Genomic DNA, 25,002 nt, shown 5'->3' on the forward strand with positions numbered 1-25,002 from the left:
ACAAAACAAAAAAGGCCATACCAGTTCAAGCTGGTTATGACCGTATTATACGAACAACGCTGGAAACGGCTGCGCTGTGCTCCGACCCAACTTGCCCCGTCCTCGGCTGTCACGGGTTTTGCAGTTACCTGGCAAAAACCGCGCCAGCCTTATGGGCGGGAAAGTTCATTTAGCTCCACTGCGTTATGTGAAATGTTTTGTCTAAATATGGTATAATTAAGGTTGCATAATAAAAGACCCCCAATAGGAGGTCCTAGTAAAATATTATCGTCTACTGTATTTTCCAATGTATTGAGATTGAAAACTTTTAAGTAATTCTACGTATGTATTAAGAATTGAATCGAATAGATCAAAGTTATATACTAAAGCCTCGTCAATTTCCTGCGTATTTGTTACTTTACCCATATACCATTCTTCGTATAGTTCGGCTTTCCCTACAGTATAGATTTGGTCTAACAAAATTGCACTGTCCTTATCAAGAAATCTGTAAGTTCGTTTATAAAGTGCTGCATGATAAGGGTATTTAAGTTTTGGAGGCCGACCTTCTACATAATTGCTTATATCAGAAATTGGAGCAATCAAAACTCTGCTAGAATTTCTATTATTTCTACCGATAATTATGCAAGGATGTATGTCGCTCATATTTCTTGCGTCTGGGTTAGTTCCAAAATTAAACCAATGTACGCAGCCTTTTTCAGTATGTGAACTTGGGGTCGGGTTTGCAGGCAAAGGTGGACAAGGCATAACTATTTATCCAACTTTCTTCTGGTCTTCATGTTTTTACAAAATTTATTGGCTTCTTCGGTTTCTTGATACTTAGCGTCATAATAGTCGAAAATTTCTTGCCTCTTTTTATCATTTAATATCATAATATGAAAAGTGGAAAGATTTTGAGTTTTGGTTTCTTCCTTTTCTAAAATCGCAGGCATTTTTAGTCCCTCCTTCTTTCTCAAAGAAGAAAGTTTTTTATTCCAGGGCTTGTTCCTTTTAACCATATTGTACCACCTTACTATAGCGTATTTCAATAGCATATTACTATACAATATGCCCATTCAAAAGAAAAATGAAACAAATAATAGAAGAAGTACCATTAATTGAGGCAGACAAAAGACTTCGCCTAACATAAAGCCGTGTTTCCGCAGTTGAGCATACAAAAACACCGGCAAAGCACTGGCCCTGCCGGCGTTAAACCGTTACTCAATATGCTCATTTGGCGGCAACACGTGTTGGACGAAGCTGCGTGTATAGAAGCAGTTTATGGGGATTCAAAGTTTTATAATCCTTGCCAGAAATACGTTTCTGGCAGGAAATGCAGGCTAATAAAACATATAAAGTAAAATATTCCATACGTCGGGACGTGCGTGGGTTGTCGGGTAACTGGCAGTCCTACCGCAATTCACTTTTTCAATTATTATTTTGAATTTGTTGTTATTGAAAATTTTCCATACTTGGCAATTATATATGAGCTCAACAAACCGTACACAACATAATTCAGGGTATGCATTAATGTTGTTAAGCCATCGTTTTTCATTTGCGGAGCTATTTTTAGTAAACGTACAATAAGTCCCATACCAATCAATAACATGAAACCAGCTAATGCTAATCCTTTTAGCCAGTAATAATCCTTTCCTGACAGTTTGAGCAAATAAGCTAATAAAACACCACCGGCGGCTCCAATTACTAAATGAACTATAATACCTACTAAATAGCCATAGATAGTGTTGACTTGACTCCAACTGAGTAAGATAGCTGCAGATACTTGCAATGTTGTAATCTTTATTATACCAAGCGATTTCCATACCATTGATAATAGATGCATTACAATCGTTCCCGATATTCCAGCTATAGTACCTATAGTCAAAGTGTCCTTCATAGTAATATCTCCTTCATTAAATTTATTGCTATCTAGATTTTAGTATATCCGTTGGTTCAGTTAGTTTATACTTATGCATTGTAAGGCATCGCAAAACATGTTTTTTGTTAATAAAACTTTTGGCTAATCAATTTTAAACAGTTTCCGGCCAACTTCAGCTAACAACAAGCTAAACGGCTCCACTACGCTCCGACCCAACTTGTCCCGTCCTCGGCCGTCACGGTTTTTACAGTTATCTGGCAACAATCGCGCCAACGGCTGGGACTGTAGAGAGATACAAATAAAGAAAGCCGCCGTTGTCACGATTCCTGCATTGACGGTGCAAAAACCGCGCCAGCCTGCGGGCGGATAAAGTTCCTTTTCAACCATGGGTCAGATGAAATACGGCTATATGTTAATTTAGCTGATTCCTGTAGTACCCTTGTAACTGTGTAGGTGAGGGGTACTTCCACTAATTGAGGTTTCTCCTCCAAAATTATGATAATGACCTCCCTCGGGAAGTTCGATGGAAGTACCGGTTATTCCAGAGACTATATGGGTGTGGCCATCATCATAGGTAGTAACAGTATAATATCTGTGTGAATGAGGAACTTCACTTGGAGCTGGGTCTGTAAATCCTGAGTACCTGTGACTATGGTTTAAATTTACTGAAGTTACCCCTGCAAATTTATGTTGATGTGAAGGCCCATAATTGTTAACATTATTCATCCCATCAGCTCCTTTCGTCGTCAATCTAGTATATGTGTAAAGCACTTTTATGGAGACATAATTAAAAGCATATTTTTAAAAATATTATTTTTCGCCAAGTCTTTGATTTTTCTCTTCTAAAAAATGTAAAAAAGTTATTTATGATTTTTACTCTTCAAGCAATATTTCCAACTACTAATTCAACTTTTGATAAACGGATGTTATTTTTCTATTTTGCTTAAACACAGAAATTTTAAATTTCTATTGACAATTTAATTCATGCCAATTATACTATCACTATAAACCATAACCGATACACAGTTGTATCAACTGAGCAATGATGCTTTCCGAGGCCGGAAAGCATTTTTTGTTTATGTAAAACGAAATGAATTAGTTTTATGTTATGATAAAATTAAATAAAGGATACTTCATGATTTCTGCAAAACACTGTTGTTAGAGTACTTCGATGTACATGGGCAGAGGGGCCTTTTGGCATAATTTCCGGTTTGGAAGCCAAAGGGCCTTTTTGTTTAATTCTACGGCGATTGTTCAGGCGAAGGCGCCAGGGTTAACTCACTTACCCCGGCGCCTTTTTGTATACATCTGTGGATCTTCCCAAGGGAGGTGAACAGCTAAAAATAATAGGTAGTGCCAAAAATGACGCCGACAAAGTTTACCATATTTAATTTTAGGAGGTTGGTATTTATGAGACAGGTTGCTATTTACGGAAAAGGCGGTATTGGCAAGTCCACCACAACACAGAACACGGTGGCTGCGCTGGCCGAAATGGGTAAAAGGGTAATGGTGGTGGGCTGTGACCCCAAAGCGGATTCAACCCGCTTGCTGCTTCATGGTCTGAACCAGAAGACCGTTCTGGACACCCTGCGTGACGAAGGCGAGGACATTGATCTGGAGGATATCATGCGGGAAGGCTATGGGGGTACAAAATGTGTTGAGTCCGGTGGCCCTGAGCCCGGGGTAGGCTGTGCCGGACGCGGTATAATCACTTCCATTAACCTTTTGGAGTCCCTGGGGGCTTACGAGGATAACCTTGACTATGTATTCTATGATGTACTTGGTGACGTTGTCTGCGGCGGTTTTGCCATGCCCATCCGGGAAGGCAAGGCCCAGGAAATTTACATTGTTGCTTCCGGCGAAATGATGGCCCTCTATGCGGCCAACAACATCTGCAAGGGGATCAAAAAATATGCTCAGAGCGGCGGTGTTCGCTTGGGCGGCATTATTTGTAACAGCCGGAAGGTGGATAACGAGCTTGAGTTGTTGCAGCATTTTGCAAAAGAGCTCGGGTCCCAGTTGATTCACTTTGTACCCCGGGACAATATGGTGCAGAGGGCGGAAATTAACAAGAAAACCGTTATCGACTATTACCCCACTCACCCCCAGGCTGACGAATACAGGACGCTGGCCAGGAATATCGACGGCAATGACATGTTTGTAATCCCGTCGCCCATGACTCAGGACAGGTTGGAAGAACTGCTCATGGAACACGGTATCCTGGACTAACCGGAAGAAAAACAGAAAGCGAGGATTGAGGCCTATGTTAATGATTAAAGCTGTCGTGAGACCTGAAAAAACCAACCGGATTCTGGCAGAACTCAACGATGCCGGTTTTCCGGCCGTAACCAAGATTGACGTGGTTGGTCGTGGTAAGCAAAAAGGCGTTATTGTGGGAGATGTTGTTTACGATGAAATTCCCAAGGAACTGCTGATGATCGTGGTTCGGGACGAAGACAAGGATGATGTGGTCAGCATTATTATGAGACACGCCAAGACAGGCGAACAGGGCCATTACGGCGACGGTAAAATCTTTATTCTTCCTGTGGAAGAGGTATATACCATCAGCAGCGGCAAGAAAGAGCTATAGGAGGTGGCCGGCCATGAAAGAAATTATTGCCATTATCCGTATGAATAAGGTCGGTCAAACCAGAAGCGCCCTTGCTGAAGCCGGGTTTTGCCGGATGACTGCCACCAAGGTTATGGGCCGGGGCAAGATGCTTAAGGACTTGGCCCTGCTTGACAAGGCCACAGACGAGAACCGGGAAATCATTCTGCAAAGCATGTTGAAGGGCGGACGGTTAATTCCCAAGCGGCTGCTGAGCATAATTGTAAAGGATGAAGATGTACAGAAGGTTGTCGATACCATCATAGCCGTAAACAAGGAAGGTCACGTCGGTGACGGTAAAATCTTTGTCCTCCCGGTCACGGATGTAATCAGGGTCCGCACCGGGGAAACCGGCGAAGAAGCAATCTAAAAGAAAAAGGGGGTTGTAACCATGTCTGTTACAGAAAAGGATTTAGAAAGAATACTTGAGGCTTATCCTGCCAAAGTAAAAAGAAACCGCAAAAAGCACATCCTGATTAAAGATTCCAGCCAGGAGCCCCAGGAAATCGAAGCCAATACCCGGACTATTCCCGGCATTATCACCAACCGGGGCTGTGCTTATGCCGGCTGCAAGGGCGTGGTGCTGGGTCCGCTCAAGGATATAGTACATATTACCCATGGGCCTGTGGGATGCGGCTACTATTCCTGGCTAACCCGGAGAAATAAAGCCAAGACGCCCCCGGACGGCAAGAATTACCTTGCTTACTGTGTTACTACTGATATGCAGGAAAAAGACATCGTATTTGGCGGCGAGAAAAAACTGGCCCAGGTCATTGACGAAGTGGTGGAAATCTTTAAACCCAATGCCATTACTATATCTGCTACCTGCCCTGTTGGTCTTATAGGAGACGATATTCAGGCAGTGGCCAAAGCAGCCCAGGAAAAGCACGGCATTCCCGTTATGGGTTTTAACTGCGAGGGTTACCGGGGCGTCAGCCAGTCGGCCGGCCACCATATTGCCAACAACGGTTTGCTGGAGTGGGTAGTTGGCAAGGGAGAGATGACGGCAGCGCCGGCCAAATATTCCATTAATATTTTGGGCGAGTACAATATCGGCGGCGACAGTTGGGAAATCCACCGTATTCTGGAAGAGATAGGTTACCATGTTATCGCCGTAGCCAGCGGTGACGGCTCTTACGAAGACCTGAAAAATGCTCATGTGGCTGACCTTAACCTGGTTCAGTGCCACCGGTCCATTAACTACATCGCGGAGATGCTGGAAATTAAATACGGTACACCGTGGTTAAAGGTGAACTTCATAGGCGTTGAGGCTACTTGCCAGTCCCTGCGCGATATGGCCCAGTACTTTGGTGACGAAGAGCTAATTAAAAAGACGGAAGAGGTTATTGCCAAGGAGTTGGCCAGGATCGAACCAATCCTGGAGCAGTACAGGAAAATATGTAAGGGTAAAACTGCCTTTTGTTTCGTCGGCGGTTCCAGGGGACACCACTACCAGAAGCTGTTTGAGGACTTGGGCATTGAAACCGTACTGGCAGGTTACGAATTTGCCCACCGGGACGATTACGAGGGTCGGCAGGTTATACCGCATATCAAGGTTGATGCTGACAGCAAGAACATTCCCGAATTGCATGTGGAACCCGATCCCAAGTTTTTTAAACTGAGAATTTCGCCTGAAAAAGCGGAAGAATTGAAGAAAAAAATCCCACTGAGCTATTATGCCGGCATGAATGTGGATATGAAGGACGGACATGTAATTATTGACGACATGAACCACTTTGAAACCGAGGAGTTTATCAGGATTCTCAAGCCCGATATTTTTGCGTCGGGGATTAAAGATAAATACATTCCGCATAAAATGGGCATTCCTTCCAAGCAGCTCCACAACTATGATTACAGCGGACCTTACGCCGGCTTTAACGGCGCTGTCAAATTTGCCCAGGATGTAACGGCTATGTTTACTAATCCGGCCTGGAACTTCATAGCTCCTCCCTGGAAAGGCAAACCGTTACTGGAGGGGCAATTGCAAAAATAATAGTGCAGTTAGTGGAACGACCGCCGGCGCAGGGCATAGCCTACTGGCTGCCGGCAGTCGGCCTATGACAGAAAGGAGGAAAATAAAATGCTAGACTTTACGCCTAAAGAAATTAAAGAACGCGCTTCGGGTGGTTTAATCAATCCAGCCAAGACATGCCAGCCGATTGGGGCCATGTATGCCGCTCTCGGCATACACAGGTGCCTTCCCCACAGCCATGGCTCTCAGGGATGCTGTGCCTACCACCGGTCTCATCTGACCAGGCATTTTCGTGATCCCATACTGGCGTCAACCAGTTCCTTTACCGAAGGGGCTTCCGTTTTCGGAGGCGGCGCCAATCTAAAAACTGCTATCAAAAACGTATTTGCCATCTATAACCCGGATGTCATGGCCATTCACACTACCTGTCTCACCGAGACCATCGGTGATGATATCCCGGCGTTCCTGAACCAGGCTGAAATACCGGAAGGCAAAATTGTGATCCACGCCAACACCCCGAGTTACGTTGGGTCCCATATCACCGGTTTCTCCAACATGACTAGGGGAATGGTTAATTACTTGTCTGAGGCCACCACCGAGACCAAAAAGGAACAGGTCAATATCATTCCCGGTTTTGTGAACCCGGGTGATATGCGGGAGATTAAAAGGCTGGTCAAAGCCATGGGGATTAACTTTATCATGTTCCCCGACACTTCCGGTGTCGTAGACTCCCCAATGACCGGCAAGTTTGAAATGTTCCCCAAAGGTGGTACTACCGTTGAAGAACTGAAAGATACCGGTAATTCTAAGTTGACTATTGCCCTGGGTTCATTTGCATCTACCGATGCCGCCATTGCATTGGAGCGCAAGTGCAAAGTACCCGCAAAGACCCTGAAGACGCCCATTGGAGTAAAAGCAACAGATGAGTTCCTTATGACCCTCAGGAATACTTTTGTTACCGAAATACCTTATGAACTGGAAGAAGAAAGGGGCCAATTGGTGGATATTATGGTAGACACGCACCATCAATTTCATGGTAAAAAAGTGGCTATCTTTGGCGATCCGGATATCGTTATCGGCTTGACCGAGTTAGTACTGGGTCTGGGCATGGTACCGGTGCATGTACTGACCGGTACTCCGGGCAGTACCTTCGAGAAGGAAGTCAAGGCCATGCTGCTGGAGTCCGGTCTAAAGGGCAATGTAAAGGCTGCCGGCGACCTCTTCGAATTCCACCAGTGGATCAAGAATGAACCGGTGGACCTGATCATCGGCAACACTTACGGCAAGTATATCGCCCGGGCTGAAGACATACCGCTGGTACGGGTAGGCTTCCCGATTCTCGATAGGAGCGTACACTCTTATATGCCCATTGTAGGTTACAAAGGGGCCATGCGGCTGGTTGAAATGATCAGCAACGCCCTCCTTGACAGGCAGGACCGGGATGCCGCTGATGAAGACTTTGAGTTGGTCATGTAACGGAAGGACGTGGTCATATGGACACCGGCCTGGCCATCAGAGAACGTCTTGACTCTATTGCTGTCAAGGGTAAACAGAAAAAGCAGATTAAGTGTGACACGGACAGCATTGCGGGGTGCGTCAGCCAGCGGGCATGTGTCTACTGCGGGGCCAGGGTAGTTTTGAACCCTGTCACTGATGCAATCCACCTTGTTCACGGACCCATTGGCTGTGCCAGCTATACCTGGGATATCAGGGGGAGCCTTAGCAGCGGTTCCGAACTTTACCGGAACAGTTTCTCCACTGACCTGCAGGAAGAAGATGTAATTTTTGGCGGTGAAAAGAAACTGGCCCGGGCCATTGATGATTTGGTAGGTAAATATAAGCCCAGGCTGGTTTTTGTCTATGCTACCTGCATCGTGGGGGTAATAGGTGACGACCTGGAAGCCGTTTGCAAGGCGGCTGCGCAGAAACACAACATCGAAGTAATCCCGGTTGAGTCAAGTGGGTTTATCGGAAATAAAGCGGCCGGATACAGGGCAGCCTGTGATGCCCTGTTCCGCCTGATTAATTCTGGTGAAACGGAGAAGAAAAAGAACGACCCCAAAATTAACTATTTGGGTGATTTTAACCTGGCTGCCGAGGCATGGATAATTAAAAATTATCTGTATGAAATGGGTATAGAGGTCAATGTAACCTTTACCGGCGACTCAGATTACATGGCGCTGAAAAAAGCCCCGGAAGCTTCTTTAAATATCGTCCAGTGTGCCGGTTCCATGCATTACCTGGCTAGAAAAATGAAAGACCGCTTTGGCATTCCCTTTATGAACGTATCTTTTCTGGGCATCGAGGATACCTCCGATTCCCTGCGCAAAATTGCCGCATTTTTTAACAATGATGAAATTACCCGGCGTGCGGAAGCCTTAATTGATAAAGAAATTCGGCGAATAGAGCCTCTTATAAGGGGTTACCGGAAGAAACTGCAGGGTAAAAAAGCCGCAGTATATGTGGGAGGCGGGTTTAAGGCAATTTCCTTAATTAAGCAGTTTAAAGAATTGGGCATAGATGTTGTTATGGTTGGTACCCAGACAGGAAGGCGGGAAGAGTATGAGGTGATCCATGACCTGGTTAATGAAGGGACAGTAGTACTGGACGATGCCAACCCTTCAGAATTGGAACGCTTTATGCTGGAAAAGGGCGCCCACCTGCTGGTGGGAGGCGTGAAGGAGCGGCCCCTGGCCTATAAAATGGGCTTAGCCTTTATAGACCACAACCATGACCGGAAGCATCCCCTGAGCGGTTTTGTGGGAGCTGTAAATTTCGCGGAAGAGGTCTACTCTACAGTTTGCTCCCCCGTCTGGAGATTCATTGGATAAAAGTCTCCAGGCCTCCCGGCGGCAATAATTCTCAGACATTTGATTTCAGGGATTGGCCTTTTTAAAGGATGCCCAAAAAGGAGGAAAGCTTATGAAGAAGGAGACCCCAAAGTTTCGTAATGTTACCGAAAACCCATGCCATATGTGTATGCCTATGGGCGGGATCATTCCCTTTAAAGGAATAGAGCAGTCAATGGTCATCCTCCATGGTTCCCAGGGTTGCGCCACCTATATGAGGAGGCATATTGCCGAACACTTTAACGAACCCATTGACGTAGGGTCTTCTTCACTTAATGAAAAGGGAACCGTTTACGGGGGAGAACAGAACCTGAAAACAGGCCTCGATAATATAATGAAAGTTTATCGGCCCAAACTGGTCGGAGTTTTGACTACCTGCCTGGCGGAGACAATCGGTGAAGATATAGAAAGAATTACTTCGGATTACTTGCGTGACAGGGGCTTAGAGGGTTTCCCTGTTGTTACCGTACCTACTCCCGGTTACGGGGACAGCCATTTTGAAGGTTACTGGTTTACTCTGACAAGAATCGTTACCAAACTTACTCAAAGGGCGAAGAGACATTCCCGGGTTAACGTAATTGTGCCTAATATAAGCCCCGCCGATATACGGGAAATCAAGAGACTGCTGGACTTAATGGGCGTGGAATATATTTTGTTCCCTGATTTTTCAGAAACCCTCGACCGACCCTTTGAAAAGCCGTACCAAAAGATTCCCGCAGGAGGTACCAGGACGGCAGACATCAAGGTAATGGCAGGCTCCGCAGCTACCATACAGTTTGGGATGACGGTAGAAGACAGTATGTCTCCCGGTAGGTTTTTACAAACCGAGTATGATGTGCCCTTATATAATCTGCCCATACCGATGGGTGTTGAAAATACGGACTTATTTTTTGCGTGTCTTAAGGAAATTACGGGGAAAGAAATGCCCGCAAGCCTGCGGTTGGAACGGGGCAGGCTTTTAGATGCCATGGTCGATTCGCATAAATATAATTTCCATGGCCGAAGCGTAATTTTTGGGGAACCGGAACTTGTTTTCGCTGTTACAAAAACCTGCAGTGAAAACGGGATTTTCCCGGTAGTGGTGGCCACAGGCAGCAGGAATTCCAAACTGCCCAGGTTACTTAAGGGCTTTTTGCACGAGTTAGAGATTGAAACCAGGATCCTTACCTCTTCTGATTTTACGCAAATCCGCAAAAACAGCCGTGAAATGGGCGCCAATATTGCCATTGGCTCTTCAGAGGGCCGGTACCTTACAGAAAAAGAAGGTATTCCTCTGGTCCGGCTGGGCTTTCCCATCCATGACCGGGTTGGGGGGCAGCGGCTGTTGTCAGTAGGGTATACGGGGACCACCATGTTTCTGGATCGTATAACTAATACATTATTAGAAAATAAGCTTACTAACTATAGGAGTTCGATGTACCAAAAGTACTACAAACATTATCATGCCGCTGTACCGGCGCATTAAAGCATTGATAACTACCGGCCACTGACCACTGGTCGCTGGCAACTATTGTAGGAGGTGAAGGCGATGGAATGCAGTTCGCCATGCAGTGTTAATAACAAACATATACCACCGGGCCTGTTGGAAGCTACTGCCAAGCATCCCTGCTATTCCTTTGGAGCTCATCATAAACATGCCCGCATGCACCTGCCCGTTGCGCCCAAGTGCAATATCAACTGTAACTACTGCAACAGGAAATTTGACTGCCTGCACGAAAGCAGGCCGGGAGTGACCAGTGAAATCCTTACTCCCCAATCAGCAGAGCAAAAATTCCGCAGGGTGAAAGCGCAGATTGAAAACTTAAGTGTGGTAGGGATAGCAGGGCCTGGAGATGCCCTGGCCAACTGGGAAATAACAAGGGAAAGTATTAAACGGCTGAAGGCTATCGACCCTGAAATCATCTTTTGCCTGTCGACCAACGGTCTGCTGCTTCCGGAATATTACCACGAAATTATAAGTCTGGGCATAAAGCATGTCACGGTAACAGTAAATTGCCTTAACCCGGAGATTGGGGCCCGGATTTACGGCCACATTCTGTACAAAGGAAAGAGATATGAGGGGGAAACAGGTGCGGCCATTTTGATAAAAAACCAGTTGGAAGGTATTCGGCTGCTGGCGGAAAACGGAGTCCTTGTCAAGGTGAACATAGTTATGATCAAAGACATCAATGACTTTCACATACCTGACATAGTCAAAAAGGTGAAGGAACTGGGGGCCTTTATGACCAATATTATGCCGTTAATTCCCGCGCCGGGAAGCGCTTTTGAAAATTACCCGCAAACCAGCATGAAGGAATTAAACAAGATGAGAAACCAGTGCCAGCTTCATTTACACCAGATGCGTCACTGCCGGCAGTGCAGGGCCGATGCCATTGGTTTGCTGGGAGACGACAGGTCGATAGAATTTGCCGCCGAGACAGCAGGGAGAATACCTGCGGGAACAGCCTCCGGTCAAGGGAAGAAGATTTACAGAATTGCGGTGGCATCGAAAAGAGGCGATCTGATTGACCAGCATTTTGGCCATGCTTCAGAATTCCTTATTTATGATGGGAATGGCCGTTACTTCGAAATGGTGGAAACAAGGCGGGTTGACAAATACTGCAGTGGGGCAGAACTTTGTGAAACGGAAGAAGATAAAAAAGATGCCATTGCCGATGCACTGAAAGACTGCAATGCGGTACTCATATTGCGGATAGGCTACCAAGCCAGGCAGAGGCTGCTGAAAAAAGGTATCGTCAGCATAGAACATTACGGCACAGTGGAAGAGGGCCTGAGTTTTGCCGTACAAAAGATTGAGGGCAAGGAGGCGGTTTAAAATGAATAAACCTAAGTACCATATTTTTGTCTGTACCAGTTCCCGGCCTACGGGTCAGCAGAAGGGCTTCTGCCATGCCAAAGCATCAGTGGAATTAATGGAAGCATTTATGGAAGAAATTGAAGAGCGCGGGCTGGGAAGCGAGGTTTTTGTAACCAACACAGGTTGCCTGGGAATTTGTGAAAAAGGCCCCATCGTGATAGTCTACCCCGATAATGTCTGGTATGGAGCGGTTACAGTTGACGACGTGGAAGAAATTATGGAGGAGCATATAGAAGGGGGGAGACCCCTTGCCCGCTTGATTTTCTAGTCTATTAACAGACAAAACCTTTGGTTACACAACGATAGTCAGGAGACATCGGCCCATTAGTACGGGGGGGTGAGAAAAATGGCTAAAGAAATTGCTGTGTTTGTCGGTGCAGACGGGAATACGGCTTCCTTCTACGAAAAAGGGAAAGTTATCGTATTTCAGAGAAACCAGGGCAAGTGGAAAAAATTAAGGGAAAAAGGGTTTACTCTTGCTGACAGCCAGGGTATGAGGGGACTGCGGGAAAAGATGGCTGAGGTGGTAAAGTTTCTTGGTACCTGCCGGGTATTCATCGGGCTTTCTGTAATCGGTGTGCCGTATTTTGAACTGGAGAAGGCGGGCTGCAGCATATGGGAGTTTGAGGGAAATCCCCTGGAATTCCTGGACTACATTCTTGAGCAGGAAGAAGCAGAAAGGGCCGGGAAAACGCGCGACGGAAATCCTGATACAGAAATAAAGCCTATCGAAAGGTCGGCGGGGTGTTTTTATATATCCCTTAAAGATATTCAGAGCCGCAACCTTGGAATCACATCAAAGCAGGCCTTATTGCCTTTTTTGAGAAAAGGTAGCTTTTACGAATTGGAAGTGCTTTGTGACCATGTTCCGCCATGGCTGGAAGGTGAACTATATAGTTCCGGACTATTAGGCAGAATAGAAAAGCTTGGGAACGGGGAGATAAGAGTCACAATAACGAAGAAATGCAGTGACCAATGTTAATGAAAAAATAACCGGTTGAGAAAGGGGTTGGGAGTATGAGGATGGCCTTTCTATCAAGCGATGGATTAAAAGTCATGAAAAAAATGTTTTTAATGCTTGCAGCCCTTTTATCAATTCTACCGCTTAACAGTTGTGGGCAAAAGGGGGTTAGCAGTGAAAAGGCCCTGCAGGGGAAGAAAGAGATTATACTTGATGTTTCTGCTGCAGCCAGCTTAAAGGACGTTTTGACAGAAGTCCGGAAAATGTACGAAGAAAAAAATCCGGGTATAAGATTAAGGTTTAATTTTGCCTCCTCAGGTACCCTGCAGCGCCAAATTGAACAGGGAGCTCCCGCTGACCTTTTTTTCTCTGCCGGGGAAGAACAAATGGATGCTCTGGTCAAACAGGACCTTGTTGAAAACCCTGTTATTATTTTCGGTAACCGGTTGGCTTTAATAGCTCCTGCCGGCGAACCCATTGAAATTGGTCCCCTGGAAGACATTCTCAGCCGGAAATTGGATAAAATAGCCATTGGCAACCCCGATACAGTCCCGGCAGGGGAATATACCGAAGAAGCTTTGCAGAATGCCGGCCTATATGAAAAATTATCCTCCAAACTGGTTTTTGCCAAAGATGTAAGGCAGGTTTTGGCTTATGTGGAAACGGGAAACGCCGATGCCGGTTTTGTTTACCTGTCAGACGCCGTCCTTTCCAAAAATGTTAAAACCCTTTTCATCATACCCTCAGGGCTGCATAGGCCTATCAAATACCCTGGAGCTGTGATAAAAGGTTCTGACCACAGGGAACAGGCAGAAGATTTCCTGGAGTTCATGGGAGAGGAAGAAATACGGAAGGTATTTCAAAAATACGGTTTTTCGGTACCCGGAGCAGAATAACCGGGAAAGGAGGGGCTTTTTTTGGCTGTACCTGTAGAACCGGTGATTTTATCTGTAAAGGTAGCTTTAATATCAACTACAATAACAACAGCCCTTGGAACAGGAACAGCCTGGGTTATGTCCCGCAAGGAGTTTCCCGGGAAGAACCTGGTGGAAACAATTATAGGGCTGCCCCTGGTTTTACCGCCTACGGTAATAGGCTTCGGCCTGCTGCTGCTGTTTGGCAAACACGGGCCCCTGGGATTTATACTGGAAGAAGTATTTAACGTACGGGTGGTATTTACCTGGTGGGCCGCTGTGATTGCTGCGGCCGTAGTATCCTTTCCATTAATGTATCGCAGTGCCAAGGCAGGGTTCGGGTCGGTTGACAGAAGGCTGGAAAGTGCGGCCAGGAATCTCGGCGCTTCCGAGTGGAAAGTTTTTTACACTATCTCCTTACCGCTGGCCTTACCGGGCGTTCTCGCCGGCGTTCTCATGGCTTTCGCCAGGTCACTGGGTGAGTTTGGCGCAACGGTGATGCTGGCTGGCAATATTCCGGGCCAGACCCAGACCATACCTTTAGCTATATACTTTTCTGTGGAATCGGGCGATATTGATACAGCCGGCCGGCTGGTGGCAATTATAACGGCAGCCTCTTTTATCATTACCTTCGCCGTCAATAAATGGCAGGGGAAAACGGGTCAGGGTTTTCAAGGCCGGCAGGACAAGAAGGGACCGGAAAGAGGTGAAATGGGTGTTAGAAGTAAATATACAAAAGGCTTTACCTGATTTCTCATTAAAAGTGGCCTTTTCTTTTGCTAATGGCATAACTGCTATATTAGGCCCTTCCGGAGCCGGCAAAACAACCCTGCTGCAATGCATCGCAGGACTTGTCTCGCCGGATGAGGGTTTTATCAGTTTAAAAGGGAAGGTTTTCTATTGCTCCTGGGAAGGTGTTAATTTACCGGCACGCCTGCGAAGAGTAGGTTATGTATTTCAGGATTATGCTTTATTTCCTCATATGACAGTAAAACAAAATGCCATGTACGGAGTAAAAGGCTGCAAAAAAAAGAGGGGCTACAGGCTTTCTGTTTTCGACGTGCTGGAAATGTTAAAGGTAACCCATCTTCAGCACAGATACCCGGACGAACTGTCAGGCGGTGAGAAACAGCGGGTTGCCCTGGCCAGGGCCCTGATGACCGAACCTGATATCCTGCTTCTTGATGAACCCCTGTCAGCCCTGGATGATTATACGCGGAAGCTGTTGCGCAGGGAATTGAAAGAACTTCAGGGGAAATGGGGGATTCCTTTTGTTATGGTGACCCATAACAGTGAGGATGTGAAGTACCTAGCGGATCAGGCCCTGTACCTTCATGAGGGGAAACAATACACGTTAGGGCAGCTACGGAGCGCGTCCTCCACATTAGTATACCTGACCAGGTAAAGGGAAAAACAGTTAAAACGAAGTCACTAATCACCAATCCGGCCCGAAGGAGGAGGTGCGCCTATGTCTGAATTTTTGATAGTTGATACAACGTTAAGGGACGGTGAACAGGCTGCCGGTATAGCTTTTACACCTACGGAGAAAATTGCTATTGCCCGGCTGCTTGACGGTGCCGGGATACCATTGATAGAAGTTGGCACTCCGGCCATGGGGCTGGAAGAACAGGAAGTCATTCGTCATATTGCCGGCTTGGGGTTGCAGGCAGGTATTTTTACCTGGAATCGCTTATCTGTAAAGGATATAGAGGCTTCCCTGAGCTGTGGCGTAAACAGTGTGCATTTATCGGTTCCGGTCTCAGATATACAGATAAAATACAAGCTGAGAAAAAACCGCCGGTGGGTACTGGAAACGCTTAAAGACGTGCTGTGTTATGCTGTGAAGGCGGGTTGTACTGTCTCCGTTGGGTTAGAAGACGCTTCCCGGGCCGACCAAAAGTTTGTCGCCCTTGTTGCCGGCATAGCTTTAGAAGAGGGTGCAGTAAGGATAAGGTATGCCGATACTGTTGGCATATTAGAGCCCTTTAGAACATATGAAATAATGAGAAGTCTCATCTCCCGCATAGGAAGTAATGTGGAAATTCATGCCCATAATGATTTCGGCATGGCCGCTGCCAATACACTGGCGGCGGTAAAAGCGGGGTGCCGGTATATAAGCACTACTGTTAACGGGATCGGAGAAAGGGCCGGCAATGCCGCCTTTGAAGAGATGCTCCTTATTTTTAAACAGCATTTTGGTTCAATGCCCGTTGATGATTTCTCCAGGGTCAAAATTTTATCGCGCTTTGTATCCCGGGCGTGCCGCCGGAAACCATATGCATTTCCGCGCCATTTCAGGGCTGTTTAGGAATTAAATTCTTCATAAAAAAATAAAAAACTATTGTCAAGAATAAAATTGTGTGCTATTATTCTTATATAAAATATAATAAAATGATACAAGGCTGTATCAATTTAGCAATGACGCTTTCGGAAAGGAAAACTTTCTGTAAAGCGTTTTTTATTTTTATACAGGTTTTCATCCCCCTAAGTTCATGGAAGTACTTAGCGGGTTGAGCAAAGACGCTCTCTTGCGGGAATAGGCGCCGGTTTCCGAAAGGGAGTGTTTTTGTTTAGCTATAAAAAATTATGAAAAGAGGTGACGCCGATGAAAACTGTTAAACTTAGCCTATTAGGCGCTATGTTGATGGTTTTCAGCCTTCCTGGTATAGCCTGGGCTGCAGATGCTTCTGCAGTCGATGCAGGAGATACTGCTTTTATGATTATATCAAGCGCCCTGGTTATGCTCATGACTCCGGGACTGGCCTTATTTTATGGGGGCATGGTCCGGAGGAAAAACGTGCTTAGCACGATGATGCAGAGCTTCATTATCATTGCAATTATTTCTGTTCAATGGGTGCTGTTCGGTTATTCGCTGGCTTTCGGACCTGACCACGGCCACATAATTGGCAGCCTGGACTGGTTAGGTTTCAACGGGGTAGGAGCCGAACCAAACCCGGATTATGCGGGGACTATTCCGCATCAGATTTTTGCTATATTCCAGTTAATGTTTGCCATTATTACTCCTGCATTGATTACAGGGTCAATCGCTGAGCGGATGAGGTTTCCTGCTTTTCTGGCCTTTACCGTCCTTTGGGCTACCATAATATATGACCCTCTGGCTCACTGGGTCTGGGGAGTAGATGGATGGATCCGCAACCTGGGAGCGCTGGACTTTGCAGGTGGTACTGTTGTGCACATAAGTTCAGGTGTATCAGGCTTGATTGCTGCCTTGATTTTAGGAAAGAGAAAAGGGTATGGCAAGGAACCTATGCTGCCGCATAACCTGCCATGGACTGTACTTGGCGCTGGCCTGTTATGGTTTGGCTGGTTCGGGTTCAACGCAGGAAGCGCTCTGGCTGCTAACGGCCTGGCCGGAACAGCCTTTGTAGTTACTAACACTTCGGCCGCTGCTGCAGCTTTATCCTGGGTACTTGCCGAATGGCTGCACCACGGAAAACCTACCCTTTTGGGCGCGGCCAGTGGCGCTGTAGCGGGCCTGGTCGCTATCACGCCGGCAGCGGGCTTTGTAACCCCTCTTGCCGCAATAGCCATTGGTTTAATTGGAGGAGTTATTTGCTACCTTGGTGTTGGAGTACTTAAAGCCAGGCTTGGTTATGATGATGCACTGGATGCCTTTGGATGCCACGGTATAGGAGGCACCTGGGGCGCAATCGCCACAGGACTGTTTGCAACCACAACTGTTAACCCTGCCGGGGTTGATGGGCTGTTTTACGGTAACCCGGCGCTGCTGAAGGCACAGATTATCAGTATTGTTGCTACTTACCTTTTTGCGGCGATTGGAACCTTCGTAATACTCAAAGTAGTTAATGCATTTACCAGAATTAGGGCCACTGAAGATGAAGAACTCATGGGCCTTGACTCCACAATGCATGGGGAAGAGGCATACCGGGATTTCGTTTTAACCGGTTCCCTTTCCAAGGGTCAATTTAAAGAGAAAGTAGCGGAGGCCCCTTCAGTGTCGCTAAATATTTCTTCCACCTAATTATTATCAATCCATTGGTTTACTGCATAACCGCAGAATAAGACATTCTGGGGAAAGAGGGAATGTAACATGAAGAAGATAGAAGCTATAATCCGTCCGTCAAAACTGGACGAGATAAAAGAAGCCCTGGGGAAGTTTGGCATCCATGGTATGACTGTTACCGAAGTAATAGGATGCGGCCTACAGAAGGGTAAAAAAGAAGTCTACAGGGGTACAGAATATACTATTGACCTGCTGCCCAAGATAAAGGTTGAGATAGTCATCAGGGATAAATGGGTGGATGAGGTGATCAGGATATTAGTCAACACGGCCAGAACCGGTGAAATTGGTGACGGAAAGATTTTTGTCTATCCAATCGAAAATGCTGTCCGGATCAGGACCGGTGAAAGTGGAGAAGAAGCGATCTAACCGGAAACATAATGTTCAAGGCGGGCTTTAAATAATAATGTTTTCAATTAAAAATTATACCTAATAAAAATTAAAATGCTGATACTAAGATGTATCTACAGCGAAGGCGCTTGTCGGAATCGGTAAAAGATTCCTGAGAGCGTCTTTTTTGGTATAATGGTTTACCAATAAGCTGATGAGCAGTGACGCTCTTTTGGGGGGAATATCGGCGTCTTCCCTTCGAAGAGCGTTTTCTGCTTATCAATACACGTAAATTTCAGGAGGGATTACTATGATGAGCAAAATGATACGTATATTAATGATAACGCTTTTGTTCATATTAACAACCATAGGGGTTGCTTGGGCTGGAGATGGCCCGACAGCCGAGTCTAACGCCGTGGCTATTGATACAGCCTGGACTTTAATTGCAGGTTTTTTGGTATTCTTTATGCAGGCGGGTTTTGCGATGGTTGAAACAGGGTTGACCAGGGCAAAGAATGCCGGTAACATTATCATGAAAAACTTGATGGACTTTGCGGTAGGCACTATTGCCTATTGGTTGGTTGGTTTTGGTCTGATGTTTGGCGCCAGCAAAGCAGGTCTTTTCGGGACTTCTCTGTTTGGAGCCACAGGTAATGCCGACCATTTGGGCCTCTCTGTACCACTTATGGCATTCCTGATTTTCCAGACGGTCTTTGCTGCTACCGCTGCCACTATAGTTTCCGGGGCAATGGCTGAGAGAACCAAGTTCATAGCTTACATTATTTACAGTGCAGTCATTAGTTTGATAATTTACCCGATAGTAGGGCACTGGATTTGGAATTCCGAAGGGTGGCTTTTTAAAAAGGGTATGATAGACTTCGCCGGTTCCACCGTTGTACACTCTGTAGGCGGTTGGGCCGCTCTAGTCGGAGCAGCCATTCTGGGCCCCCGGATTGGCAAATACGGTAAGGACGGAAAAGTAAATGTAATTCCTGGACACAGTATTACTCTTGCTGCGTTGGGCGTATTTATCCTATGGTTTGGCTGGTTTGGGTTTAACCCGGGCAGTACTTTATCGGCAACTAACCTGAAAATTGCTGAAATTGCTGTTACTACCAATATAGCAGCGGCAGCCGGGGCATGTCTGGCCATGATCTTCACCTGGATTAGGTACGGGAAACCCGACGTTAGTATGACCTTAAATGGTGCCTTGGCCGGCCTTGTGGCCATAACTGCTGGGACTGCTGCCGTAAACAATGTTGGAGCTGCAGCGATTGGTGCTATGGCTGGAGTATTGGTAGTATTGGCGGTTGAGTTCTTTGACAAAGTGGCCAAAATTGACGACCCTGTTGGTGCAATTTCTGTTCACGGAGTTTGTGGTTCCTTTGGAACAATCATGGTAGGATTGTTCGCAGTAGACGGGGGCCTTTTATATGGTGGCGGGGTAGACCTTCTTATTACTCAGGTGACAGGTGTAGTCGCTGTATTCATCTGGACTGTTGTTACAACCGGTATCTTGTTCTTAGTCCTTAAATACACCGTAGGCCTGCGTGTTACGGAAAATGAAGAACTGGAAGGTCTTGATCTTGGCGAACACGGAATGGTTGCCTATGGCGACTTCGTTTTGAGAGGCACTACTTCCGTGAATTACTCCAGCCCGGGTATTGTGTCACCTACTTCCGTCGGGCAGACTGTCGAAAAGCCGTTATAGCAACCAGAGCCAGGTTTAGACAAGGAGGGGTTTTCATGAAAAAGGTTGAGGCTATTATTAGACCCAGTAAACTTGACGATCTGAAGGACGCCCTCGGGAAATACGATATTCATGGCCTGACAGTAACAGAAGTTGTTGGTTGCGGATTGCAAAAAGGTAAGAAGGAAATATACAGGGGGACAGAATATACCATAGACTTATTACCGAAGATTAAAATAGAAATAGTTGTCAAGGACAGCGTCGTTGATGAATTGGTAAAGCTAATATCTGACACTGCCAAAACCGGCGAAATCGGAGACGGGAAAATATTTATTTATACTGTAGAGAAAGCTGTCCGGATCAGAACCGGCGAGGCAGGAGAGGCTGCAATTTAACCAGACATAATCAACACTAAAGATAAAAAATTAAGGGCCGTTATACGGCCCTTAACTTTTAAAATTTGGTAGGAGTTATTGTCACATGAGTTAGTTTACTTTATAATACAATTATATATGCTACTTGTAACAAAATGTAGGTGGACTGCAGTGAAAAAAGTTGAAGCAATTATCAGGCCCGCAAAACTCAACGAAGTTAAGGAAGCTCTCGAATTAATAGGAATCAGAGGGATGACGGTGTCCCATGTCATTGGCTGCGGTACCCAGATGGGGTTGACTTCAGTATACCGCGGGCAGGTATATAATATCAATTTGTTAGAGAAGATAAAAATCGAAATTGTCGCCGAAGACAGGTTTATCGACCAGATTATTAAAAAGATTTCAGAGGCAGCCAGGAGCGGAGAAATAGGTGACGGTAAAATTTTTGTTTACCCTGTTGAAAAGGCTGTGCGGATCAGGACAGGTGAAAGTGGCCCGGATGCCATTTAGCCCCCGGACTTAAATATTTTGTATACAACAAAATTTGCAGTTGCATTTGGTTGAAATTTTGCTATAATTATATCCATAGAACCAATATATAATTTATATAGTATGGCACAAGAAAAAATTAAATATTCGGTGATACGATGAAGTATCATCAATTGAGGCGATGAAGCCCTCAGTTCTATTCTTACGAATAGGACTGCAGGGCTTTTTCATTTTTATTTATTTTTATTTTACCAGCCAGAAAGGGGGTCTTCATATATGGATGAGCGTCGTGTTATAATCGCCGATCCTGATCCAGCCAGTAGAAAAAACCTGAAAGCTCTACTAAATAAAGCCGGTTATCTGGTAGTTGGCGAAGCAGAAGACGGACTGACAGCCTTAAAATTGATCCGCTACAGGCAGCCGGATTTAGTCATTATGGAGGCCAAACTGGCGGTGTTGGAGGGGGCGGAAATAGGGGACATTGTTGAAGAAGACGGGCTGGCGCCTGTTATCTTGATTGGCACTCCGGATCAGGTAAAGTTACCTGATTATGAAAAAGAAAAACGTTTTTTTGCCTATGTAATTAAGCCCGTTGATGAACGCAACCTTTTTCCGGTGATAGATCTGGTGATTAGAAATTATAACCGCATCAGGGCTTTGGAAGAAGAAATAGTAAAATTGAAAAATACGCTGGAGACCAGAAAACTGGTGGAAAAAGCCAAGGGCATACTTATGGATACTTTGGGTCTGACGGAAGCCGAAGCTTTTCGCCGCATTCAGAAACAAAGTATGAACAAGAGGATGTCAATGCAGGCCGTTGCCAAAGCAATTATCCTGGCACACGACCTCAAATAAGGTTTTAATCCCAATTATTGTACAGTGGGGGGTGTTAAGACCTAACGCTTAATAAATTTATTGAGCATCTGTATTCAGTTTAAGCTAATTTTTACAAAACCATAAAATGAGAAAGGTGTGTGAAAAAAATGACCAAACAGGAAGTTTTGGAAAAAGCAAAAGAATTAAATGTAAAGTTTGTGCGTTTGCAGTTTACTGACATTTTCGGGGTGTTAAAAAACGTTGCCATTACAACCGAACAATTAGAGAAGGCTTTGGATGGTGAGCTTATGTTCGACGGTTCTTCTATCCAGGGCTTTACCCGGATAGAAGAATCTGATATGTATTTACGACCCGACCCGGATACATTTATAGTGTTCCCCTGGAGACCAAAAGACGGAGCTGTGGCCCGGCTGATCTGTGATGTTTATAAGCCGGACGGCAATCCTTTTGAAGGCGACCCGCGCTATATTCTGAAAAAGGTAATTGCGGAAGCGGCAGAATTGGGGTACAGGATGTATGTAGGCCCGGAAGCAGAATTTTTCCTGTTCCTTGTTGACGAGGAAGGAAAACCGACTACTATAACCCACGACAAAGCGGGCTACTTTGACCTGACACCTGTGGACCTGGGTGAAAATGCCCGGAGAGATATGGTTTTGACCCTCGAACAGATGGGTTTTGAAATAGAGGCTTCCCACCACGAAGTTGCTCCCGGACAGCATGAAATCGACTTTAAATATTCTGACGCCTTGGATGTTGCTGACAAAATTATGACCTTTAAGTTTGTTGTCCGGACAATTGCTCAGCGGCACGGTTTGCATGCTACTTTTATGCCGAAACCTATATTTGGTATCAACGGTTCCGGTATGCATATGAACCAGTCACTGTTTAAAGGAGATCAAAACGCATTCTTTGATCCCAATGGGTATAAGCAGTTAAGCCAGGAAGCTCTCTATTACATTGGCGGATTGTTGAAGCATGCCCGCGCTTTGGCAGCTATTACCAACCCGACGGTAAACTCCTATAAGCGTCTTGTACCTGGTTATGAAGCGCCTGTATACCTGGCTTGGTCTGCTGCCAATAGAAGCGCTCTCTGCCGCATCCCTGCCAAGAGGGGAGCCAGCACAAGGGTAGAGCTCAGGAATCCGGACCCCTCCTGCAACCCGTATCTGGCTATAGCTGGCGCTTTGGCGGCCGGCCTGGATGGAATCAAGAACAAGATTCAACCCCCTGCTGAAACAAGCGCCAATATCTACCATATGGATGCTGCCACAAGAGCAGCTGAAGGCATTCAAAGCCTGCCGGCCAACCTGAAGGAAGCCCTTGACGAATTGCAAAATGATGAGGTATTAAAGGACATGCTTGGTGAGCATGTTTACAATAAGTTCATGGAAGGCAAACTTCAGGAATGGGATGAATACAGAACAAAAGTTACCGAATGGGAAATTGAAAAATACCTTACCACCTATTAATTTTAATTTACTGCTAGCTTAATGCTGAACCAAATTCTCTATACCATCCTTCCCATCTTAAAAGCGGAGTGGTCGCTGACACTCCGCTTTTAAGCATTTAGGTGTCTGTTAACTACTTAGCCGTAAGTATACAAAATAATCAGCAAAAAAGTATTGCATTTCTTTTTGGCTATGCTATAATAGGAAGCAGAATTAATAGTCTGGAAATACAAAGGTGTATTTCTGGTTCTGAAGCAACGGCGCTTTCAGACAACAGGGGCAAGAGCCTCTGTTATTGGAAGTGCTTTTTATTTGTACATAATAAGGAGGGCGGTGCGGTTTTTGGTAGAGTATCGGAAAGTCTGGCTTTGAAATTAAACGAAAACTTCCAGTAGAAAGGTTGTGTTAACAATGGCGTTAACCAAAGAAGATGTTATACAGATGGCGGCTGAGGCAAACGTAAAGTTTGTGCGGCTGCAGTTTACAGATATTTTTGGTGTATTGAAAAATGTAGCTATTACTGTCGAACAGTTGGAAAAAGCTCTTGATGGGGAAATGATGTTTGACGGGTCCTCAATAGAAGGATTTGTAAGGATTGAGGAATCGGACATGTATCTAAAGCCAGACCCGAATACCTTTGCCGTATTTCCCTGGCGCCCCCGGGAAGGCTCGGTTGCCAGGTTGATTTGTGATATCTACAATGCCGACGGCGCCCCTTTTAGCGGCTGTCCCAGGAATACTCTCAAGCGGGTACTGAGTGAGGCTGCAGAGATGGGGTATACCATGAATGTGGGCCCGGAAGCGGAATTTTTTCTCTTCTTGACCGATGAATCCGGCAGACCTACTACAATTACCCACGATAAAGCCGGTTATTTTGACCTTACCCCTGTCGACCTGGGCGAAAATGCTCGCCGCGATATGGTTCTGACCCTTGAAGAATTAGGTTTTGAGATTGAAGCCTCGCACCATGAGGTAGCTCCCGGACAGCATGAAATAGATTTTAAATATGATGATGCCCTTGATATTGCCGATAAGATTATGACTTTTAAATTTGTTGTGCGGACTATAGCACAAAGACATGGTTTGCATGCTACCTTTATGCCCAAACCCGTCTTTGGTATAGCCGGTTCCGGTATGCACATGAACCAGTCCCTTTTTAAGGGGGAGCAGAACGCTTTTTATGACCCTACTACTCCCGACCAGTTAAGTGCAGAAGCTTATTACTATATAGGCGGACTGATTAAACATGCCAAGGCTATTGCTGCTATTGTTAATCCGACAGTGAACTCTTACAAGCGCCTGGTATCCGGTTATGAAGCGCCTGTATATATTGCCTGGTCTGCCGCCAACAGAAGTCCGTTAATCAGGATTCCTTCCAAGAAAGGGATGAGTACCCGTATTGAGTTAAGAAACCCGGACCCTGCCTGTAATCCATACTTGGCAATAGCCGTTTGCCTGAAGGCAGGATTGGACGGAATTAAAAATAAAATACAGCCTCCACCGCCAACGGATAAAAACATTTACCATATGACCCCTGAAGAACTGGCTGCCGAAAATATCGAAAGCCTGCCCATGAACCTTTATGAAGCTATTAAGGAGCTTCAGAAGGACGAAGTAGTGAAAAGCGCTTTGGGGGACCACATCTACAACCGGTTTGTGGAGGCAAAACTAATTGAATGGGACCGGTACAGGGTTCAAGTCCATCCATGGGAACTTGAGGAGTACCTGGAAAAGTTTTAATCAGCTAAACTTGCACCGGCTTATTCATAAGCCGGT

At 45.7% G+C, this 25,002-nt stretch carries 27 protein-coding genes; 23 read left to right on the forward strand and 4 right to left on the reverse strand.

Features of this window, described 5'->3' with window-relative positions; genetic code table 11:
- Positions 1 to 216 (forward strand): hypothetical protein (locus ACSNJE_RS10330; RefSeq protein ID WP_495252620.1); only part of this gene is annotated, 216 nt, incomplete at its 5' end.
- Positions 217 to 264: 48 nt separating this feature from the next.
- Here the strand turns inward: ACSNJE_RS10330 and ACSNJE_RS10335 are convergent.
- The 4 genes from ACSNJE_RS10335 to ACSNJE_RS10350 all read right to left on the reverse strand — a co-directional run bounded on the left by ACSNJE_RS10335 (position 265) and on the right by ACSNJE_RS10350 (position 2,581).
- A complete protein-coding gene (locus ACSNJE_RS10335) occupies positions 265 to 744 on the reverse strand; it encodes a type II toxin-antitoxin system PemK/MazF family toxin (protein ID WP_495252621.1) in 480 nt (159 codons plus the stop codon).
- 2 nt (positions 745 to 746) lie between these two features.
- Positions 747 to 929, reverse strand: coding sequence for a hypothetical protein (locus tag ACSNJE_RS10340; RefSeq protein ID WP_474660287.1), 183 nt, complete (start codon positions 927 to 929; stop codon positions 747 to 749).
- A 482-nt stretch (positions 930 to 1,411) separates the two neighbouring features.
- On the reverse strand, positions 1,412 to 1,873 hold the full coding sequence (locus tag ACSNJE_RS10345) for a hypothetical protein (protein WP_474773652.1): 462 nt from the start codon (positions 1,871 to 1,873) through the stop codon (positions 1,412 to 1,414).
- 399 nt (positions 1,874 to 2,272) lie between these two features.
- A complete protein-coding gene (locus ACSNJE_RS10350; protein ID WP_474773651.1) occupies positions 2,273 to 2,581 on the reverse strand; it encodes a YmaF family protein in 309 nt (102 codons plus the stop codon).
- A gap of 684 nt (positions 2,582 to 3,265) precedes the next feature.
- On the opposite strand from ACSNJE_RS10350, the gene nifH reads away from it, so the two are divergent.
- The 22 genes from nifH (at position 3,266) to glnA (ACSNJE_RS10460) (ending at position 24,966) form a co-directional block, all read left to right on the forward strand.
- Positions 3,266 to 4,084, forward strand: a complete 819-nt coding sequence (gene nifH, locus ACSNJE_RS10355; RefSeq protein ID WP_495252622.1) for a nitrogenase iron protein — start codon at positions 3,266 to 3,268, stop codon at positions 4,082 to 4,084.
- Between the two features lie 34 nt (positions 4,085 to 4,118).
- A complete protein-coding gene (locus ACSNJE_RS10360; RefSeq protein WP_041587668.1) occupies positions 4,119 to 4,445 on the forward strand; it encodes a P-II family nitrogen regulator in 327 nt (108 codons plus the stop codon).
- 13 nt (positions 4,446 to 4,458) lie between these two features.
- Positions 4,459 to 4,833: a P-II family nitrogen regulator gene (locus tag ACSNJE_RS10365; protein ID WP_013119580.1), complete on the forward strand. Its 375-nt coding sequence runs from the start codon at positions 4,459 to 4,461 to the stop codon at positions 4,831 to 4,833.
- A 21-nt stretch (positions 4,834 to 4,854) separates the two neighbouring features.
- A complete protein-coding gene (gene nifD / locus ACSNJE_RS10370) occupies positions 4,855 to 6,456 on the forward strand; it encodes a nitrogenase molybdenum-iron protein alpha chain (protein ID WP_013119581.1) in 1,602 nt (533 codons plus the stop codon).
- An 87-nt stretch (positions 6,457 to 6,543) separates the two neighbouring features.
- Entirely contained in the window at positions 6,544 to 7,911 is a 1,368-nt protein-coding gene (gene nifK / locus ACSNJE_RS10375) for a nitrogenase molybdenum-iron protein subunit beta (protein WP_474773649.1), read from the forward strand.
- 17 nt (positions 7,912 to 7,928) lie between these two features.
- Positions 7,929 to 9,266: a nitrogenase iron-molybdenum cofactor biosynthesis protein NifE gene (gene nifE / locus ACSNJE_RS10380; RefSeq protein ID WP_495252623.1), complete on the forward strand. Its 1,338-nt coding sequence runs from the start codon at positions 7,929 to 7,931 to the stop codon at positions 9,264 to 9,266.
- 91 nt (positions 9,267 to 9,357) lie between these two features.
- Positions 9,358 to 10,749: a nitrogenase component 1 gene (locus tag ACSNJE_RS10385; RefSeq protein ID WP_495252624.1), complete on the forward strand. Its 1,392-nt coding sequence runs from the start codon at positions 9,358 to 9,360 to the stop codon at positions 10,747 to 10,749.
- Positions 10,750 to 10,812: 63 nt separating this feature from the next.
- A complete protein-coding gene (nifB, locus tag ACSNJE_RS10390) occupies positions 10,813 to 12,099 on the forward strand; it encodes a nitrogenase cofactor biosynthesis protein NifB (RefSeq protein WP_495252625.1) in 1,287 nt (428 codons plus the stop codon).
- A gap of 1 nt (position 12,100) precedes the next feature.
- Positions 12,101 to 12,409 carry a 2Fe-2S ferredoxin gene (locus ACSNJE_RS10395; RefSeq protein ID WP_013119586.1) on the forward strand — a complete coding sequence of 103 codons (309 nt, stop codon included), beginning with the start codon at positions 12,101 to 12,103 and terminating at the stop codon, positions 12,407 to 12,409.
- 78 nt (positions 12,410 to 12,487) lie between these two features.
- Entirely contained in the window at positions 12,488 to 13,123 is a 636-nt protein-coding gene (locus ACSNJE_RS10400) for a Fe-only nitrogenase accessory AnfO family protein (RefSeq protein WP_474773644.1), read from the forward strand.
- Between the two features lie 35 nt (positions 13,124 to 13,158).
- On the forward strand, positions 13,159 to 13,998 hold the full coding sequence (gene modA, locus ACSNJE_RS10405; RefSeq protein ID WP_495252626.1) for a molybdate ABC transporter substrate-binding protein: 840 nt from the start codon (positions 13,159 to 13,161) through the stop codon (positions 13,996 to 13,998).
- A 21-nt stretch (positions 13,999 to 14,019) separates the two neighbouring features.
- Positions 14,020 to 14,766 carry a molybdate ABC transporter permease subunit gene (gene modB, locus ACSNJE_RS10410; protein ID WP_474773642.1) on the forward strand — a complete coding sequence of 249 codons (747 nt, stop codon included), beginning with the start codon at positions 14,020 to 14,022 and terminating at the stop codon, positions 14,764 to 14,766.
- Positions 14,732 to 15,421 (forward strand): ATP-binding cassette domain-containing protein, encoded by a 690-nt coding sequence (locus ACSNJE_RS10415; RefSeq protein WP_474773641.1) that lies wholly within the window; start codon positions 14,732 to 14,734, stop codon positions 15,419 to 15,421. Before modB ends, ACSNJE_RS10415 begins: the two co-directional genes overlap by 35 nt.
- Positions 15,422 to 15,484: 63 nt before the next feature.
- Positions 15,485 to 16,324: a hydroxymethylglutaryl-CoA lyase-like TIM-barrel protein gene (locus tag ACSNJE_RS10420; RefSeq protein ID WP_495252627.1), complete on the forward strand. Its 840-nt coding sequence runs from the start codon at positions 15,485 to 15,487 to the stop codon at positions 16,322 to 16,324.
- 297 nt (positions 16,325 to 16,621) lie between these two features.
- Positions 16,622 to 18,019 carry an ammonium transporter gene (locus ACSNJE_RS10425; RefSeq protein ID WP_495252628.1) on the forward strand — a complete coding sequence of 466 codons (1,398 nt, stop codon included), beginning with the start codon at positions 16,622 to 16,624 and terminating at the stop codon, positions 18,017 to 18,019.
- Positions 18,020 to 18,088: 69 nt separating this feature from the next.
- Positions 18,089 to 18,427 carry a P-II family nitrogen regulator gene (locus ACSNJE_RS10430; RefSeq protein WP_013119593.1) on the forward strand — a complete coding sequence of 113 codons (339 nt, stop codon included), beginning with the start codon at positions 18,089 to 18,091 and terminating at the stop codon, positions 18,425 to 18,427.
- Between the two features lie 283 nt (positions 18,428 to 18,710).
- On the forward strand, positions 18,711 to 20,099 hold the full coding sequence (locus ACSNJE_RS10435; RefSeq protein ID WP_495252660.1) for an ammonium transporter: 1,389 nt from the start codon (positions 18,711 to 18,713) through the stop codon (positions 20,097 to 20,099).
- 35 nt (positions 20,100 to 20,134) lie between these two features.
- Positions 20,135 to 20,473, forward strand: coding sequence for a P-II family nitrogen regulator (locus tag ACSNJE_RS10440; protein ID WP_013119596.1), 339 nt, complete (start codon positions 20,135 to 20,137; stop codon positions 20,471 to 20,473).
- Positions 20,474 to 20,623: 150 nt separating this feature from the next.
- Entirely contained in the window at positions 20,624 to 20,962 is a 339-nt protein-coding gene (locus ACSNJE_RS10445) for a P-II family nitrogen regulator (protein WP_013119597.1), read from the forward strand.
- Positions 20,963 to 21,217: 255 nt separating this feature from the next.
- The gene (locus ACSNJE_RS10450) at positions 21,218 to 21,796 is read left to right on the forward strand and encodes an ANTAR domain-containing response regulator (RefSeq protein WP_013119598.1); all 579 of its coding nucleotides are present in this window, start codon (positions 21,218 to 21,220) and stop codon (positions 21,794 to 21,796) included.
- Positions 21,797 to 21,924: 128 nt separating this feature from the next.
- Entirely contained in the window at positions 21,925 to 23,247 is a 1,323-nt protein-coding gene (gene glnA, locus ACSNJE_RS10455) for a type I glutamate--ammonia ligase (RefSeq protein WP_474773635.1), read from the forward strand.
- 390 nt (positions 23,248 to 23,637) lie between these two features.
- Positions 23,638 to 24,966 carry a type I glutamate--ammonia ligase gene (gene glnA, locus ACSNJE_RS10460; RefSeq protein WP_013119600.1) on the forward strand — a complete coding sequence of 443 codons (1,329 nt, stop codon included), beginning with the start codon at positions 23,638 to 23,640 and terminating at the stop codon, positions 24,964 to 24,966.
- Positions 24,967 to 25,002 lie beyond the last annotated feature (36 nt).

This window comes from Thermincola sp. GK-1, from assembly GCF_059412445.1.

What these genes read in the sequence shown, in the direction of transcription:
- modA (WP_495252626.1), top strand. Translation starts at nt 13,159, where the DNA reads ATGAGGATGGCCTTTCTATCAAGCGATGGATTAAAAGTCATGAAAAAA.
- nifH (WP_495252622.1), top strand. Translation starts at nt 3,266, where the DNA reads ATGAGACAGGTTGCTATTTACGGAAAAGGCGGTATTGGCAAGTCCACC.
- ACSNJE_RS10335 (WP_495252621.1), bottom strand. Translation starts at nt 744, where the DNA reads ATGCCTTGTCCACCTTTGCCTGCAAACCCGACCCCAAGTTCACATACT.
- nifB (WP_495252625.1), top strand. Translation starts at nt 10,813, where the DNA reads ATGGAATGCAGTTCGCCATGCAGTGTTAATAACAAACATATACCACCG.
- ACSNJE_RS10340 (WP_474660287.1), bottom strand. Translation starts at nt 929, where the DNA reads ATGCCTGCGATTTTAGAAAAGGAAGAAACCAAAACTCAAAATCTTTCC.
- glnA (WP_474773635.1), top strand. Translation starts at nt 21,925, where the DNA reads ATGACCAAACAGGAAGTTTTGGAAAAAGCAAAAGAATTAAATGTAAAG.
- ACSNJE_RS10420 (WP_495252627.1), top strand. Translation starts at nt 15,485, where the DNA reads ATGTCTGAATTTTTGATAGTTGATACAACGTTAAGGGACGGTGAACAG.
- ACSNJE_RS10400 (WP_474773644.1), top strand. Translation starts at nt 12,488, where the DNA reads ATGGCTAAAGAAATTGCTGTGTTTGTCGGTGCAGACGGGAATACGGCT.
- ACSNJE_RS10395 (WP_013119586.1), top strand. Translation starts at nt 12,101, where the DNA reads ATGAATAAACCTAAGTACCATATTTTTGTCTGTACCAGTTCCCGGCCT.
- glnA (WP_013119600.1), top strand. Translation starts at nt 23,638, where the DNA reads ATGGCGTTAACCAAAGAAGATGTTATACAGATGGCGGCTGAGGCAAAC.
- ACSNJE_RS10365 (WP_013119580.1), top strand. Translation starts at nt 4,459, where the DNA reads ATGAAAGAAATTATTGCCATTATCCGTATGAATAAGGTCGGTCAAACC.
- ACSNJE_RS10440 (WP_013119596.1), top strand. Translation starts at nt 20,135, where the DNA reads ATGAAAAAGGTTGAGGCTATTATTAGACCCAGTAAACTTGACGATCTG.
- ACSNJE_RS10345 (WP_474773652.1), bottom strand. Translation starts at nt 1,873, where the DNA reads ATGAAGGACACTTTGACTATAGGTACTATAGCTGGAATATCGGGAACG.
- ACSNJE_RS10425 (WP_495252628.1), top strand. Translation starts at nt 16,622, where the DNA reads ATGAAAACTGTTAAACTTAGCCTATTAGGCGCTATGTTGATGGTTTTC.
- ACSNJE_RS10430 (WP_013119593.1), top strand. Translation starts at nt 18,089, where the DNA reads ATGAAGAAGATAGAAGCTATAATCCGTCCGTCAAAACTGGACGAGATA.
- ACSNJE_RS10450 (WP_013119598.1), top strand. Translation starts at nt 21,218, where the DNA reads ATGGATGAGCGTCGTGTTATAATCGCCGATCCTGATCCAGCCAGTAGA.
- nifK (WP_474773649.1), top strand. Translation starts at nt 6,544, where the DNA reads ATGCTAGACTTTACGCCTAAAGAAATTAAAGAACGCGCTTCGGGTGGT.
- nifD (WP_013119581.1), top strand. Translation starts at nt 4,855, where the DNA reads ATGTCTGTTACAGAAAAGGATTTAGAAAGAATACTTGAGGCTTATCCT.
- ACSNJE_RS10360 (WP_041587668.1), top strand. Translation starts at nt 4,119, where the DNA reads ATGTTAATGATTAAAGCTGTCGTGAGACCTGAAAAAACCAACCGGATT.
- ACSNJE_RS10435 (WP_495252660.1), top strand. Translation starts at nt 18,711, where the DNA reads ATGATACGTATATTAATGATAACGCTTTTGTTCATATTAACAACCATA.
- ACSNJE_RS10385 (WP_495252624.1), top strand. Translation starts at nt 9,358, where the DNA reads ATGAAGAAGGAGACCCCAAAGTTTCGTAATGTTACCGAAAACCCATGC.
- nifE (WP_495252623.1), top strand. Translation starts at nt 7,929, where the DNA reads ATGGACACCGGCCTGGCCATCAGAGAACGTCTTGACTCTATTGCTGTC.
- ACSNJE_RS10350 (WP_474773651.1), bottom strand. Translation starts at nt 2,581, where the DNA reads ATGAATAATGTTAACAATTATGGGCCTTCACATCAACATAAATTTGCA.